At 70.2% G+C, this 15,476-nt stretch carries 14 protein-coding genes; 3 read left to right on the forward strand and 11 right to left on the reverse strand.

The window, feature by feature from the left end; translation table 11 throughout:
• Nucleotides 1-7: 7 nt before the first annotated feature.
• Nucleotides 8-988: a zinc metalloprotease gene (locus ABKA17_RS34270; RefSeq protein WP_353696217.1), complete on the forward strand. Its 981-nt coding sequence runs from the start codon at nt 8-10 to the stop codon at nt 986-988.
• Between the two features lie 5 nt (nt 989-993).
• On the opposite strand, the gene ABKA17_RS34275 is transcribed toward ABKA17_RS34270, so the two are convergent.
• A complete protein-coding gene (locus tag ABKA17_RS34275) occupies nt 994-1,563 on the reverse strand; it encodes a dienelactone hydrolase family protein (protein WP_353696218.1) in 570 nt (189 codons plus the stop codon).
• Between the two features lie 29 nt (nt 1,564-1,592).
• Between ABKA17_RS34275 and ABKA17_RS34280 the strand changes: the two genes are divergently transcribed.
• The gene (locus ABKA17_RS34280) at nt 1,593-2,705 is read left to right on the forward strand and encodes a mechanosensitive ion channel family protein (protein ID WP_353696219.1); all 1,113 of its coding nucleotides are present in this window, start codon (nt 1,593-1,595) and stop codon (nt 2,703-2,705) included.
• 10 nt (nt 2,706-2,715) lie between these two features.
• Here the strand turns inward: ABKA17_RS34280 and ABKA17_RS34285 are convergent, their stop codons facing one another.
• The 6 genes from ABKA17_RS34285 to ABKA17_RS34310 all read right to left on the reverse strand — a co-directional run bounded on the left by ABKA17_RS34285 (nt 2,716) and on the right by ABKA17_RS34310 (nt 8,406).
• Entirely contained in the window at nt 2,716-3,456 is a 741-nt protein-coding gene (locus tag ABKA17_RS34285; protein ID WP_353696220.1) for an SDR family NAD(P)-dependent oxidoreductase, read from the reverse strand.
• A 68-nt stretch (nt 3,457-3,524) separates the two neighbouring features.
• A complete protein-coding gene (locus ABKA17_RS34290; protein WP_353696221.1) occupies nt 3,525-5,111 on the reverse strand; it encodes a Na+/H+ antiporter in 1,587 nt (528 codons plus the stop codon).
• Between the two features lie 89 nt (nt 5,112-5,200).
• Complete coding sequence (locus ABKA17_RS34295) at nt 5,201-5,671, reverse strand: GNAT family N-acetyltransferase (RefSeq protein WP_353696222.1); 471 nt, start codon at nt 5,669-5,671, stop codon at nt 5,201-5,203.
• Complete coding sequence (locus tag ABKA17_RS34300; protein ID WP_353696223.1) at nt 5,668-6,612, reverse strand: RluA family pseudouridine synthase; 945 nt, start codon at nt 6,610-6,612, stop codon at nt 5,668-5,670. Before ABKA17_RS34300 ends, ABKA17_RS34295 begins: the two co-directional genes overlap by 4 nt.
• Before the next feature lie 79 nt (nt 6,613-6,691).
• On the reverse strand, nt 6,692-7,291 hold the full coding sequence (gene lspA / locus ABKA17_RS34305; RefSeq protein WP_353696224.1) for a signal peptidase II: 600 nt from the start codon (nt 7,289-7,291) through the stop codon (nt 6,692-6,694).
• Nucleotides 7,292-7,350: 59 nt separating this feature from the next.
• The gene (locus tag ABKA17_RS34310; protein WP_353696225.1) at nt 7,351-8,406 is read right to left on the reverse strand and encodes a TraR/DksA family transcriptional regulator; all 1,056 of its coding nucleotides are present in this window, start codon (nt 8,404-8,406) and stop codon (nt 7,351-7,353) included.
• A gap of 603 nt (nt 8,407-9,009) precedes the next feature.
• On the opposite strand from ABKA17_RS34310, the gene ileS reads away from it, so the two are divergent.
• Complete coding sequence (ileS, locus tag ABKA17_RS34315) at nt 9,010-12,153, forward strand: isoleucine--tRNA ligase (protein ID WP_353696226.1); 3,144 nt, start codon at nt 9,010-9,012, stop codon at nt 12,151-12,153.
• Between the two features lie 227 nt (nt 12,154-12,380).
• Here the strand turns inward: ileS and ABKA17_RS34320 are convergent, their stop codons facing one another.
• From ABKA17_RS34320 to ABKA17_RS34335, 4 genes are all read right to left on the reverse strand, one after another.
• A complete protein-coding gene (locus ABKA17_RS34320; protein ID WP_353696227.1) occupies nt 12,381-13,589 on the reverse strand; it encodes a DivIVA domain-containing protein in 1,209 nt (402 codons plus the stop codon).
• A gap of 52 nt (nt 13,590-13,641) precedes the next feature.
• On the reverse strand, nt 13,642-13,932 hold the full coding sequence (locus ABKA17_RS34325; protein ID WP_037937545.1) for a YggT family protein: 291 nt from the start codon (nt 13,930-13,932) through the stop codon (nt 13,642-13,644).
• A gap of 50 nt (nt 13,933-13,982) precedes the next feature.
• Complete coding sequence (locus ABKA17_RS34330; protein WP_353696228.1) at nt 13,983-14,624, reverse strand: cell division protein SepF; 642 nt, start codon at nt 14,622-14,624, stop codon at nt 13,983-13,985.
• A 130-nt stretch (nt 14,625-14,754) separates the two neighbouring features.
• Nucleotides 14,755-15,474 carry a YggS family pyridoxal phosphate-dependent enzyme gene (locus ABKA17_RS34335; RefSeq protein ID WP_353696229.1) on the reverse strand — a complete coding sequence of 240 codons (720 nt, stop codon included), beginning with the start codon at nt 15,472-15,474 and terminating at the stop codon, nt 14,755-14,757.
• Between the last annotated feature and the right edge of the window lie 2 nt (nt 15,475-15,476).

The following is a 15,476-nucleotide window of genomic DNA, read 5'->3' on the forward strand; positions in this document are numbered from 1 at the left end:
AGCCAACATGCGTGCGCCTGCCCGGATATCCAGACGTCTGCTCGCCACCGGCGTCGTGGCCGGAACCCTGATGCTCTCCCCGCTGTCGGCACCCGCCGGACTCGCGGCGACCCAGCTGTCGGCCACCGCCGACTGCGCCGACACGGACACCCACGCTGCGGCCCGCGAAGCCCACCCCGCACACGGCAACAGCGTCGCCGAGCCCAACGAGGTCAGCGCCGCCAAGGCCCAGTCGATGGACGCCGACCTCCAGCGAAAGCTCGACAAGCTGCCGTCCTCGGGCAGCCGCAGCCTCACCGCCGCCGCCTCGACGACCATCCCGGTGTACTTCCACGTCATCCACGACGGCGCCACCGGACAGCTCAGCTCCTCCGACATCAGCGCCCAGCTGAACGTCCTGAACGCGGCCTACGCCGGCCAGGGCACCGGAAACGTCGACTCCGGCTACCGGTTCACGCTGGCCGGCACCGACTACACCGACAACGCGACCTGGTACAACGTCGGTTACGGCTCCGCGGCGGAGAAGGCGATGAAGTCGGCCCTGCGCAAGGGCGGCGCGAACGCGCTCAACGTCTACACCGCCAACCTCGGCGACGGCCTCCTCGGCTGGGCCACCTTCCCCAGCTCCTACAAGTCCAGCCCCAGCATGGACGGTGTCGTCATCCTCGACGAGTCCCTGCCCGGCGGCTCGGCCACCAACTACAACAAGGGCGACACCGGCACCCACGAGGTCGGCCACTGGATGGGGCTCTACCACACCTTCCAGGGCGGCTGTAACGGCAAGGGCGACTACGTCGACGACACCCCGGCCGAGAAGAGCGCCGCCTACGAGTGCCCGACCGGCCGCGACACCTGCACCAACAAGACGGGCGTCGACCCGATCCACAACTTCATGGACTACACGTACGACGACTGCATGTACCAGTTCACCTCCGGCCAGGTGACGCGCATGCAGCAGAACTGGGCGGCGTACCGGGCGGCCGGCTGAGCCCTCTAGAGCGAGTCGAGGAAGCCGAGCGCCACCCGCCAGGTGGCCTCGGCGGCCTCCTCGTCGTAGTCCGGCAGGTCGGGGTCGGTGTAGAGATGACCGGCCCCGGCGTACCGGTACACCTCGACGTCGGCGCCCGCCCGGCCCATCTGGAGATACCAGGAGCTCAGCCAGTCGTCCGTCTCGAACTGGTCCGGCTCGGCGACATGCAGCTGCACCGGCAGCTCGTCCACGGACGCGTTGGCGGCGATGTCGGAGGTGCCGTGCAGAAGCAGCAGCCCGCGCGCCCGCTCGTCGCCGAGGGCGAGGGTCTGCGCGACGGAGGCGCCGAAGGAGAACCCGGCGTAGACGAGCCCCCGCTCCGAGTAGGGCGCGGCGGCCAGTACGGCCCGCTTGAGCAGCTCGTCCTTGCCCACGCCCTCCTTGAACTCCATGCCCTCCTCGACCGTCTCGAACGTGCGCCCCTCGAAGAGGTCCGGCGTCCACACCTCGTGTCCGGCGGCGCGCAACCGGTCCGCGGCCGCGCGCACCGCGGGCCGCAGACCGTACGTCGAGTGAAAGAGCATGATGTTCATGAGGCCATCGTGCCAGTACGGTCGAAGGCATGGAGAACGTACTGCGCCCGTTGATCGTCATCGGTGGCTCGGTCGTGCTCACGCTCCTCATCGGCTGGGCGACCGACCTCCTGATGCGCAAGGCCGACGCACGGCACGGCGAGACCCCGTTGTGGGGCCTGCTGCGCCGGGCCCGCATCCCCTACCAGCTCGTCATCTGCGCGGCCCTGCTCAGAGGGTCGTACGACTCGGCGAAGGTGCTGGAGGCGCACCGGATCGGCATCGGCAAAACGCTGACGCTGATACTGATCGGGGCGGCGGCCTGGCTGACGATCCGGATCGCGGCCGCCGTCGTGGAGACGACGTACACGCGCTACTCGCGGGCCCAGCGTGATCCGGCCCGGGTCCGGCGCGTCCGAACCCAGGTGACATTGATCACGCGAGTGGTCACCGCGGTCGTCGGTGTGGTGGCGGTGGCGGCGATGCTGCTGACGTTCCCGGCGATGCGCGCGGCCGGTGCCTCGCTGCTGGCCTCGGCCGGCATCCTCGGCATCGTCGCCGGTGTCGCGGCCCAGTCCACGCTGAGCAACATGTTCGCCGGGCTCCAGATCGCGTTCGGCGACATGGTGCGCATAGGGGACACGGTCGTGGTGGACGGCGAGTGGGGCACGGTCGAGGAGATCACCCTGACCTTCCTGACCGTGCGGACCTGGGACGAGCGCCGGATCACGATGCCCGTCTCGTACTTCACCTCCAAGCCGTTCGAGAACTGGTCGCGCGGCGGTGCCCAGATGACCGGCATCGTCTACTGGCATCTCGACCACTCGGCGCCGATGGAGGCGATGCGTCAGCAGCTGCGCGACATCCTGCGCGACTGCCCGGCCTGGGACGGCCGCGCCTGCGATCTGACCGTCACGGACTCCACGCCGAACACCATGCAGGTGCGGGCCCTGGTGACAGCCAAGGACGCGGACGACATCTGGACGGTCCGGGTCACGGTCCGCGAACGCATGCTCCGTTGGCTGTCCGACCACCACCCGTACGCCCTGCCCCGCGTGAACACCGCGGACGCGGCCCTGCCGCAAGGCGTCAACGGCCACCGGCCGTCCCTGGACGGCGACGGCCCACGCCGCGCCCACGACACACCCCGAGCGGACCGCTGACCCCCGACCCTCAACGCCCGCGCTCGGCACCCCCGTTGACCTGCACGATCTGCGAAGTGACGTGCGCGGCGCCCGGGGAGGCCAGCCAGTGCAGCGTGCCGGCGACGTCTCCGGGCGTCCCGGCACGCCCGTTCGCGGTCTCGGCGACGAGCCGCTCGCGCCGGGCGGGGTCGATGGCCGCGCCGAAGAACTCGGTGTCCTCGATGTAGCCCGGCGCGACCACGTTCACGGTGATCCCGCGCGGGCCGAGCTCCCGGGCCAGGTCATGGGCGTACGGATGCAGCCCCGCCTTGGCCGCCCCGTACGCCCCGGTCCCGGAGCCCCGGTACGCGGCGACGGAGCTGATGAACAGCACCCGCCCGCCGGGCTCGGCGAGCCGGTCCTTCAGGGCCTCGGTGAGCAGCGCGGCGGTCAGCACATTGATCCGGAAGTTGACGGTCCAGCGATGGGCGACGACATCGAGCGGATCGTCGCTCTCGGCCTGCGGTTCGAGCTGCCCGGCACCACCGGCGCCGTGCACCAGCACGTCCACGGTCCCCAACTCCCGGGCCACGAAGGCGGCGACCCCGCGCACCTCCCGCGGGTCGCTCAGATCGGCCGCGTACGTCAGCGCCCCCGGCACCCCGGCCTTCTCCAGCACCTCGGCCCGCCGCCCGAGGAGCAGCACCCGATCCCCGTCCGCCGCGAAGGCCTGCGCCGCCGCGAGCCCGATTCCCGTTCCGCCACCACTGATCACGATGTTGCGAGCCATGCCCCCACCCTAAGAAGGCCCGCCCGCAAAGTCGTTGCCCTTTACACGACCGCCATACGACGGTCGGATCACCGCAGACTGCGCACGTCCAGGTGCCGCAACACCCGGTCCACGACCTCGGGATCGGACCCCGCCTCACTGCGCGCGGCCAGCACCTCGTGCCGCGCGGCGCTCATCATCTCGGCCTGGATCCGCCGGATCCGCCGCAGGCGCTTCACCCGCTGCTCGTGCGCCTCCCGCCGCTCCTCGTCCGCCATGTCCGGGCTGATCCGCACCCCGATCTCGAACGCCCGCCGCAGCAGCTGCTCGGTCAGCTCCTCCGACAGCTCCTCGTCCTCCTCGATCTCCCGCAACCTGCGCTTGGCCGCCTTGGCCGCCCGGACCGCCAGCACCTTCTCGAACTCCTTCTCCCGCTCGGTGTCCGCCTTCACCCCGAGCTTCCGCACGAGCCACGGCAGGGTCAGGCCCTGGAGGACGAGGGTCGCCATGATGACGCCGAACGCGATGAACACGATCTCGTCCCGGTCGGGAAAGGGGGACCCCTCGTCGGTCTTCAGCGGGACCGCCAGCGCCAGTGCCACGGACGCCACCCCGCGCATCCCGGACCACCACATGACGACGGTCTCCCGCCAGCTCATCGGGACCTCCTCGGCGTAGTCCTGCTTGGCGTGCAGCCGCTTGGCGACCCAGGTCGCGGGCAGCAGCCACAGCAGCCGTACGAGGATGACGACCCCCACGATCGCGGCCGCCCAGCCGAGCAGCTCGCCCCACCGCCCGGACGCGGTCCGGATCGCGTTGTGCAGCTCCAGACCGATCAGCCCGAAGGCCACGCCGGTGACCAGCGTGTCGACGATGTCCCAGAAGGTGTGCCCGGCGAGCCGCGTCAGCACGTCGTCGGGGTCCGTGGCGTACTCGGCGAGGAAGAGGGCGGTGGCGAGCACGGCCAGCACTCCGGAGCCGTGCAGTTCCTCGGCCAGCACATAGGAGGCGAACGGCACCAGGAGGGTCAGGCCGATCTGGAGGGTCGCGTCGCCGAGCAGGTCCATCAGCTTGTTGGCGCCCCAGCCGAGCACCACCCCGACCACGACGGCGACCACGGCGGACAGCACCAGGTCGAGGCCGGCCTGCCACGGGGAGAACGTGCCGCTGACGGCCGCGGCGATGGCCACGTGGTACAGCACGATCGCCGTCACGTCGTTGAAGAGCCCCTCGCCCTCCAGGATCGACACCAGTCGGCGCGGCAGCCCCAGTTGCCCGGCGACGGCGGTCGCCGCGACCGGGTCGGGCGGCGCGACCAGCGCCCCCAGCGCCACCGCGGCGGCGATCGGCAGCCCCGGCACGATCGCGTGGGCCACGACGGCCACACACAGGGTGGTGACGAACACCAGCGCCACGGCCAGCAGGAAGATCGGCCTGATGTTGGCCGCGAACTGCCGCCAGGAGGTGCGCCGTACGGCCGCGTAGAGCAGCGGCGGCAGCAGGAGCGGCAGGATCAGCTCCGGCGAGATCTCGACGTTCGGTACGAAGTCGAGCAGCGCGAGGACTATCCCGAGCAGGGTCATCAGGACCGGCGCCGGCAACGCGAACCGGTCCCCGACCGGGACACTCACCACGGCCCCGAGCAACAGCACGAACAACAGGGCCAACTGATCCACGGTCAGTACTCCGATGGGCTCTCGGCGTTCGGACGACAGACCTCAAGCCTGCCACGCCACCATTCCCACCAGCGTTTTCAGCGCCCGTGCTACAGAGCGCGCCGCATCCCCCGGTGGGCGATCCCCGCCTCCAGGTATTCCGGCCCGTACCCCTCGTACCCGAGTCGCTCGTAGAACCCCAGCGCATGGGTCTGCGCGTGCAGATCCACCGCCGCCAGGCCCCGCGCGCGTGCCGCGTCCTCGATGGCCCGCACCAGCGCGACCCCGACCCCGAGCCCGCGCGCCTCCTGCGCGACGGCGAGCCGCCCGAGCGACCCCAGCGTCAGGTCACCGCCGACCTTCTCCGCGGCCTGGGGGCCGTACAGCAGCCGCCCGGTCCCGAGCGGCACCCCGTCCGCACGGACGGCCAGGACATGGACCGCGACGGCGTCGTACTCGTCGTACTCCAGATCCTCCGGCACACCCTGCTCGGCGACGAAGACCTCCTTGCGCACCGCGAAGCACAGCTCGCGGTCGGCGGGGTCCTCGGCGACGCGCACGGTGTACGGCGGCAGGCTCATCCGTACGTCTCCTCGCGGACCTGGTCCAGGGCCTGCTGGAGGTCGGCCGGGTAGTCGCTGGCGAACTCCACCCACTCGCCGTCCCCGGGGTGCTCGAAGCCGAGGCGGACGGCGTGCAGCCACTGCCGGGTCAGTCCCAGCCGCTTGGCGAGGGTCGGGTCGGCGCCGTAGGTGAGGTCGCCGACGCAGGGGTGGCGGTGGGCGGCCATGTGGACGCGGATCTGGTGGGTGCGGCCGGTCTCCAGCTTCACGTCCAGCAGGGAGGCCGCGCGGAACGCCTCGATGAGGTCGTAGTGGGTGATCGACGGCTTGCCCTCGGCGGTGACCGCCCACTTGTAGTCGTGGTTCGGGTGGCGGCCGATGGGGGCGTCGATGGTGCCGCTCGTCGGGTCCGGGTGGCCCTGCACGAGGGTGTGGTAGCGCTTGTCGACCGTGCGCTCCTTGAACTGGCGCTTGAGCGACGTGTACGCGCGCTCGGACTTGGCGACCACCATCAGGCCGGAGGTGCCGACGTCGAGGCGGTGCACGATGCCCTGGCGCTCGGCGGCGCCGGAGGTCGAGATCCGGTAGCCGGCCGCGGCGAGGCCGCCGATGACGGTCGTCCCGGTCCAGCCGGGCGAGGGGTGCGCGGCGACGCCGACCGGCTTGACGATCACGACCACGTCATCGTCGTCGTACGCGATCTCCATGCCCTCGACGGGCTCGGCGACGATCTGCACGGGCGCGGGCGCCTGCGGCATCTCCACCTCGAGCCAGGCGCCGCCGTGCACCCGCTCGGACTTCCCGACCACCGAGCCGTCGACCGTGACCTTCCCCGCCGCGGCAAGCTCGGCGGCCTTGGTGCGGGAGAAGCCGAACATGCGGGAGATGGCGGCGTCGACACGCTCGCCCTCCAGGCCGTCGGGCACGGGCAGGGTGCGGATCTCGGGAATCGTGCTCACCCGACGAGTATGCCGGACAGCGCCGACGCCCCCGACGCGAGCCTGTGGACAACCCCGCCCCCGCCGCGCCCGCCGCCCCTCAGTCCTTGTGGACGGTCCCGTCCGGGTCCAGTCCCTTGAAGGACAGCAGCACGATCAGGATGCCGCCGCACACGATCGCGGAGTCCGCGAGGTTGAACACCGCGAAGTGCTTGGGCGCGATGAAGTCCACGACGGCGCCCTCGAAGACGCCCGGCGAGCGGAAGATCCGGTCGGTGAGGTTGCCGAGCGCACCGCCGAGGAGCAGCCCGAGCGCGATCGCCCAGGGCAGGCTGTAGAGCTTGCGGGCGAGCCGGGCGATCACCACGATCACGGCCGCCGCGATCACCGTGAAGATCACGGTGAAGGCCTCGCCGAAGCCGAAGGCCGCGCCCGCGTTGCGGATCGCCTCGAACTTCAGCCAGTCCCCGATGATCTCGATCGGCGCGTGGTGCTCCAGCTTGGCGACCACGATCATCTTGCTGACCAGGTCGAGGACGTACGCGAACGCGGCGACCGCGAACAGCACGGCGATCCGCCGCTTCCCCCTCGGCCGTACCCCGGCGCCTTCGTGCCCCTCCGGACCGGACGACTGCTCCGGCTCGGTCTCCGCCCCCTCCGGGGAGTCCGGCGTACCGATGATGCGCTCCGCCTCTGCCACGTGAGTCCCTCGACTAGTTCCTGACTGAGGACGAGGGTACGGCACGCCCCACCGCGCCCTCAGTACCGGCGTTCCTGCTTCTGCTTGCACTCCACACAGAGGGTGGCCCGCGGGAACGCCTGCATGCGCGCCTTGCCGATGGCGTTGCCGCAGTTCTCGCACAGGCCGTACGTGCCCGCGTCGAGACGCTCCAGGGCGCGCTCGGTCTGGATCAGCATCTCGCGCGCGTTGGCCGCGAGGGCCATCTCGTGCTCGCGCGTGATGTTCTTGGTTCCGGTGTCCGCCTGGTCGTCGCCGGCGCCGTCCCCTGAGTCCCGCATCAGACCCACGAGGGACTCCTCGGAGGTCGTGATCTCGGTGCGCAGCCGCAGCGCCTCGGACTGGAGCTCGGCACGCGCCTCCGCGACCTCCTCCGGCGTCCATGGGTCCTCGCCGGGGCGGACCGCGAGCTCGCCCGGCTCCACCGCCGCGGCCAGGCGTGCCTTGGGGACCGCGCTCTTCGCCGCCGTGGCCGTGCCAGGAGTCTTCTTCGCAACCACCGTCATGGCTCCCGTCTGCTTCGCGGCCTCGGCCGCGCCCGCCTTCTTGGCCGTGCTCTTGCCGGCCGAGCTCTTCGTGGAGGTGCTGTGCGCGGCGGCGGACTTCTTCACGGCCGCCTTCTTCGCCGCCGCAGCCGCCTTCTTGGCGGCCGGTTCCTTCGCGGCCGCCTTCTGGACCGCCGCCTTCTGGACCGCCGTCTTCTGGACCGCCGCCTTCTTGACCACTGCCTTCTTGGCCACCGTCTTCTTGGCCACTGCCTTCGTGGCGACCGTCTTCTTCACCGCCGTCTTCTTGGCGGCGGTCTTCCCGGCCGCCGGTCTCTCGGGTCCCTCCTCCTCGACGGCCTTCCGCGCGGGAGCCGCCTTGGACGCCGTGGCCTTCTTGGCGGCGCTCTTCTTCGCGTCGGCGCCCCCCGCCTTCACCGCCTTCACCGCCTTGACTGCCTTCGTGGCGCGCCCGGCCCCTCCCTGCGCGCTCTTCTTCCCGCCCACGTCCTTGGCCGCACCGACGGAGGCCTTGGCAGTCCCCGAGCTGCCCGACGCCGACTGCTGTACGGCGGTCTTCTTCGCCACCATGGCCGCGGCCCCTTCACATATTGTGATCTTGCACGCGAATCGTGCTGGGACGATAAATCGACTCGAGTCCCGCGGCAACGGGGCACACCGCCCGATTCGCCCGGCTCACGCATGGGGCGCGCCGAGCCTGCATGCGTTGTGCCCAGCTCCCCGCCGGGTAATCCGCCGTGCCGTGCGTCCCAGAATCCGAACAGGCGTACCGCTCCATTCGGGTCACTCCCCACCGCGCGGCACCCCCGTCCACAGGCCCGCACCCCGGGCCCGTAAATCCGGTCGGCCGCTGTCCGTGCGGCGCCGTACACTGGGCGGAGCGAGAAGCGTGGATGGGGACGAGTAGCGGCGTACGCAGCCCAGAGCGACCCGGGGACGGTGGAAGCCCGGGGGCGAGCGCGACGTGAAGATCACCCCGGAGCCGCCGGAAGAAACCCCGCGAGGGGCGTTAGAACCGGCATCGCGACCCCAATGAGGGGGCTCATCGGTGTGGAAGGCGCACCGGGGAGCCAAGGAGGGTGGTACCGCGGGAGCGCGCCGAAACCGGCGTACAGGAATCGGCTCTCGTCCCTCCGGACGGAAGGCAGCAAGTCCGCCGGAGGAAGCTCGCTGATGACATCGCCTACGTACCGCCAGGTGCCCGCCCAGGTCGACCTGCCCGCCCTCGAGCACGCCGTGCTCGAGTTCTGGCACGAGCAGAAGATCTTCGCCAAGACCCTGGAGCAGTCCGAGGGGCGCCCCGAGTGGGTGTTCTACGAGGGCCCGCCCACCGCCAACGGCATGCCGGGCGCCCACCACATCGAGGCCCGCGTCTTCAAGGACGTCTTCCCCCGGTTCCGCACCATGCGCGGCTACCACGTGGCCCGCAAGGCCGGCTGGGACTGCCACGGCCTCCCGGTGGAGCTGGCGGTGGAGAAGGAGCTCGGCTTCTCCGGCAAGCAGGACATCGAGGCGTACGGCATCGCCGAGTTCAACGACAAGTGCCGCGAGTCGGTGACCCGCCACACCGACGCCTTCGAGGCGCTCACGACCCGCATGGGTTACTGGACCGACCTCCAGGACCCGTACCGCACGATGGACCCCGAGTACATCGAGTCCGTGTGGTGGTCGCTGAAGACGATCTTCGACAAGGGTCTGCTGGTCCAGGACCACCGCGTCGCCCCCTGGTGCCCGCGCTGCGGCACGGGCCTGTCGGACCACGAGCTGGCGCAGGGCTACGAGACGGTCGTGGACCCGTCCGTGTACGTCCGTTTCCCGCTCACCTCCGGTCCGCTCGCCGGTGAGGCCGCGCTCCTGGTGTGGACGACGACCCCCTGGACCCTGGTGTCCAACACGGCGGTCGCCGCGCACCCGGAGGTCACCTACGTCGTGGCGACGAACGGCGAGGAGAAGCTCGTCGTCGCCGAGCCGCTGCTCGCCAAGTCCCTCGGCGAGGGCTGGGAGACCACCGGCCGGTCCTTCACCGGCGCCGAGATGGAGCGCTGGACCTATCAACGTCCGTTCGAGCTCGTCGAGTTCCCGGAACCGGCACATTTCGTCGTCAACGCGGAGTACGTGACGACCGAGGACGGTACGGGCCTGGTCCACCAGTCCCCCGCCTTCGGTGAGGACGACCTCAAGGTCTGCCGCGCCTACGGCCTGCCCGTGGTGAACCCGGTCCGCCCGGACGGCACCTTCGAGGAGGACGTCCCGCTGGTCGGCGGCGTCTTCTTCAAGAAGGCGGACGAACAGCTCACCGAGGACCTCCAGCAGCGCGGCCTCCTCTTCCGGCACATCCCGTACGAGCACAGCTACCCGCACTGCTGGCGCTGTCACACCGCGCTCCTCTACTACGCGCAGCCGTCCTGGTACATCCGCACCACCGCCGCCAAGGACCGCCTCCTCCAGGAGAACGAGAACACCAACTGGTTCCCGGAGACGGTGAAGCACGGCCGCTTCGGCGACTGGCTGCAGAACAACATCGACTGGGCGCTGTCCCGCAACCGCTACTGGGGCACCCCGCTGCCCATCTGGCGCTGCGAGGACGACCACCTCACGGTCGTCGGCTCCCGCGCGGAGCTCACCGAACTGACCGGCACGGACCACTCCGGCCTCGACCCGCACCGCCCGTACATCGACGCCGTCACCTTCGCGTGCCCCCAGGACAGCTGCGGAAAGACGGCCACGCGCGTGCCGGAGGTCATCGACGCCTGGTACGACTCGGGTTCGATGCCGTTCGCGCAGTGGGGCTACCCGTACAAGAACAAGGAACTGTTCGAGGCCCGCTACCCGGCGCAGTTCATCTCCGAGGCCATCGACCAGACCCGCGGCTGGTTCTACACGCTGATGGCCGTCGGCACCCTGGTCTTCGACAAGTCCTCGTACGAGAACGTGGTCTGCCTCGGCCACATCCTCGCCGAGGACGGCCGCAAGATGTCCAAGCACCTGGGCAACACCCTGGACCCGATCCCGCTGATGGACCGTCACGGTGCCGACGCGGTCCGCTGGTTCATGGCGGCCGGCGGCTCTCCCTGGGCGGCCCGCCGGGTCGGCCACGGCACCATCCAGGAGGTGGTGCGGAAGACCCTCCTCACCTACTGGAACACGGTCGCCTTCCAGGCCCTGTACGCGCGTACGTCGAACTGGGCGCCCTCCGCCGCCGACCCGGCCCCGGCCGACCGCCCGGTCCTGGACCGCTGGCTGCTGTCCGAACTCCACGCGCTCACCGACCAGGTGACCCAGGCTCTGGAGGCCTACGACACCCAGCGCGCCGGCAAGCTCCTGTCGGCGTTCGTCGACGACCTGTCCAACTGGTACGTCCGCCGCTCGCGTCGCCGCTTCTGGCAGGGCGACAAGGCCGCGCTGCGCACGTTGCACGAGGTCGTCGAGACGGTCACCAAGCTGATGGCCCCGCTGACCCCGTTCATCACCGAGCGGGTCTGGCAGGACCTGGTCGTCCCGGTCACCCCGGACGCCCCGGAGTCGGTGCACCTGACGTCCTGGCCGGAGGCGGACCTGACCGCCATCGACCCGGAGCTGTCGAAGCAGATGGTCCTGGTGCGCCGGCTCGTGGAGCTGGGCCGGGCCACGCGCGCGGAGTCGGGCGTGAAGACCCGCCAGCCGCTGTCCCGGGCGCTCATCGCCGCGACCGGCTTCGACGCCCTCGACCGCGAGCTGCACACGCAGATCACCGAGGAGCTGAACGTCGAGTCCCTGGCGTCCCTCTCCGAGGTCGGCGGCAGCCTGGTGGACACCACGGCCAAGGCCAACTTCCGCGCCCTGGGCAAGCGTTTCGGCAAGCGCGTCCAGGACGTGGCGAAGGCCGTCGCGAACGCGGACGCGGCCGCGCTGTCCCTCGCCCTGCGCGCGGGCACGGCCTCGGTCGAGCTCGACGGCGAGACGATCACCCTGGCACCCGACGAGGTCATCATCACGGAGACCCCGCGCGAGGGCTGGTCGGTGGCCTCGGACGCCGGTGCGACCGTGGCGCTGGACCTGGAGATCACCGAGGAGCTGCGCCGCGCGGGCCTCGCCCGTGACGCGATCCGCCTGATCCAGGAGGCCCGCAAGAACAGCGGCCTCGACGTGGCCGACCGCATCGCGCTGCGCTGGACGTCCACGGACCCGGCGGTGCTCGATGCCCTGACCGGGCACGCGGGCCTGATCGCCGACGAGGTCCTGGCCACGGACTTCGGCCAGGGTGAGGCGGACGACACCTACGGCGAGACCTTCACCGACGAGGGCCTGTCCCTGACGTTCCGTCTGCGCAAGGCGTAACCGCCGACAGCCGAAGGGCCCGGTCTCCCCGAGCGGGGGCCGGGCCCTTCGGCTGTGGTCCTTCGCCCGCCCAGCGAGCAACCGCACAGAGAGCAACGCCACAGCGAGCAACGCCACAGCCAAGAACGACACAGCGATCAACTCGCGTAAAAGGGGCGGGCCCCGGAAGTGAATCCGGGGCCCGCCCCTTTTGAACGCTGCCGACGCCTAAGGCGTACTACAACTCGTCAGTTGTCGTCCTCGTCGATGAGGAACCCGCGCATCGGCGACGGGGCCTGGCCCATCGGGCCGGGGCCCTGCGGCCGGACCGGAGCCATCGGCTGGGTCATCGCGGGCGACATCTGCTGCTGGCCGCCGTAGGACGGGGCCGCCGGGGCCGGGGCACCGCCCATGCCACCCGGGTTGCCACCGTACGACGGGGCGCTCGCACCGGCCGGGGCCATCGAGGGCGCCGGGGACGGCGGAAGCGACGCGGCCGCCGGGGTACGCGGCGGGGCCAGCGAGTCATCGGCCTGGGTCTCCAGCTGACGCAGCTGCGACTCCAGGTAGGACTTCAGCCGCGTGCGGTACTCGCGCTCGAAGCCGCGCAGGTCCTCGACCTTGCGCTCCAGCGTGGCGCGGGCGGACTCCAGGGAGCCCATCGCGACGCGGTGCTTCTCCTGCGCGTCCCGCTCCAGGGCGTCGGCCTTGGCACGGGCGTCACGCTCGAGACCCTCGGCACGCGAACGCGCCTCGCCGACGATCTTGTTGGCCTCGGAACGGGCCTCGGCGATCGCCTGGTCGGCGGTCTGCTGAGCCAGCGAGAGGACACGGGCGGCGCTGTCGCCACCGGGGCCCTGACCGGGGCCGCCCATCGGACCACCCATGGGGCCGCCCATCGGGCCACCCATCTGCTGCTGCATGGGAGGCTGGCCGCCCATCGGACCCTGGCCCATCGGACCGGGACCCTGACCCATGGGACCGGGACCCTGCGGACCGCCCTGGCCACTGGGACCGGCGGGCAGCTGCGGCGCACCGCTCGGCAGCTGGGGCGGGCCGCCCATGGGGCCGCCCATCTGCTGCTGCGGCGGGCCCGATATGCCGGCCGGCACGGGGCCGCCGGGACCGGGGCCACGCATGCCCTGCTGCGGCATGCCCTGCGGGGGCATACCCTGCTGCGGCATGCCCTGTTGGGGCATTCCCTGCTGGGGCATCCCCTGCTGCTGGTCCTGGGGGCCGGGGCCCTCCGGAGGCTTGCGCATGTTCTGCTGGTTCTGGGCAGCGGCACGCGTCGCCGCGGCCAGCTTGGCGCGCAGGTCCTCGTTCTCGCGCAGCAGGCGCGTCAGTTCGGCTTCGACCTCATCGAGGAAGGCATCGACCTCGTCCTCGTCATAGCCTTCTCGGAGGCGGACGGTCGTGAACTGCTTGTTCCGCACGTCCTCGGGGGTCAACGGCATCTCTTCACCTCAACGTAGTCATCGGCAGTCGGCAAGACCGTATCGTCCACTGTCACCTCGCGAGATTGCCCACGATAGAGATCAAGATGTAGACGATGATCATCAGTACGAAGAAGGACAGGTCGAGCGCCACGCCCCCGAGACGCAGCGGCGGGATGAACCGCCGCAGAAGCTTCAGCGGTGGATCGGTGACAGTGTAGGTGGCCTCCAGAACGACCACCATCGCCTTGCCAGGTTGCCACGAGCGGGCGAACTGGAAGACGTAGTCCATGACCAACCGGAAGATGAGCACGATGAGGAACACCATCAGCGCGATGTAGATCACCTGCGCGAACACGCCCATGGCCTGTCTTTCCCTCTCCCCTGTTCCGCACTGCTTACCGGTCGTCTGTCTCAGCTCTGATTGAAGAACCCGCCCTCTGCGATACGGGCCTTGTCCTCCGCCGTGACATCGACGTTAGCAGGCGACAACAGGAACACCTTCTGCGTCACCCGCTCGATGCTGCCGTGAAGACCAAACACCAAACCGGCCGCAAAGTCGACAAGTCGCTTCGCGTCTGTGTCATCCATCTCAGTCAGATTCATGATCACCGGGGTGCCCTCACGGAAGTGTTCCCCGATGGTACGGGCCTCGTTGTAGGTCCGCGGGTGAAGCGTGGTGATCCGGTAAGGCTCTCGTTCCGACACGACCTTGGGCATGATCACCGGTGCGTTCTTCTCCAGGCTTGCGCGTTCTTGTGTGATGGACGCCACGGGCGCGATACGCGCGGGCCGTCCGGATTCAGCGGCTAGCGAAGCGGAACGGGCGACCGGCTCACGCGGCACCGACGGCTGCACGATTCGCACCTCTTCGTCCCTTTGGGACTGATGTGCACTGTGTGCCTGGTGCACCGGCTCATGTCGCCGGTGGTCACGCTCGAGCTCCGGGTCCAGCTCGGGTTCGAAGTCGTCGTCGGGGTCGAAACCGCGGCCGTCGTAACCATCGTCCTCCACGAGGCCGAGGTAGACCGCCATCTTGCGCATCGCGCCGGCCATTCTCTGAGTCCTCCGCTCTGTGGTGGATCGGCTGACGAACTGCCAAGTGCCCGCGATCCACGTGGTCGTTACACCCGCCTTTCGGCGGTAATGACCATATTTTCTACTGTGGTCCGACTTCCTGGCGACGTTACCCGAGCCTCGCGCGGACTCCGAGTACCGCCGTACCGACGCGCACATGTGTCGCCCCGGCCGCCACAGCCTGTTCGAGATCCGCACTCATCCCTGCCGACACCATGTTCGCAGCCGGATGGGCTCGGCGCAGGTCGGTCGACAAATCCATCAACCGCTCGAACGCGGCGAGTTCGCGTCCCGCGTAAACACCGGTGAGCGGGGCGACGGTCATCAGACCCGCCAGCCGCAGACCCGGCGCCTGTGCCACGAGGTCGCCCAACTCCTCGATTCCATCGGGTCCGACGCCCCCGCGCTCCCCGCGTCCCCCTTCGTTCGCGTCGAGCGCGACCTGGATCAGACAGCCGAGCTCCCGCCCCTGCCGCTCCGCTTCCCTGGAGAGCGCCGTGACGAGTCGGGCACGGTCGACGGACTGCACCATATCGGCATAACCAGCCACAGAACGCACCTTGTTGGTCTGCAACTGGCCCACGAAATGCCAAGTCAGCGGCAGATCCGAACACTCGGCGGCCTTGGGTGCCGCGTCCTGGTCCTTGTTCTCGGCGACGTGGCGCACACCGAGTTCCGCCAGCATGCGCACATCGCTCGCGGGGTAGGTCTTGGTGACCACGATCAGGGTCACCTCCTCGCGCTTGCGACCCGCGGCCGCGCACGCGGCGGCGATGCGCTCCTCCACCTTCGCCAGGTTCGCGGCGAGTTCGCCCTTACGGTCCGTCATGC

Source organism: Streptomyces sp. RG80 (assembly GCF_040446465.1).
Taxonomy (GTDB): Bacteria; Actinomycetota; Actinomycetes; order Streptomycetales; family Streptomycetaceae; genus Streptomyces.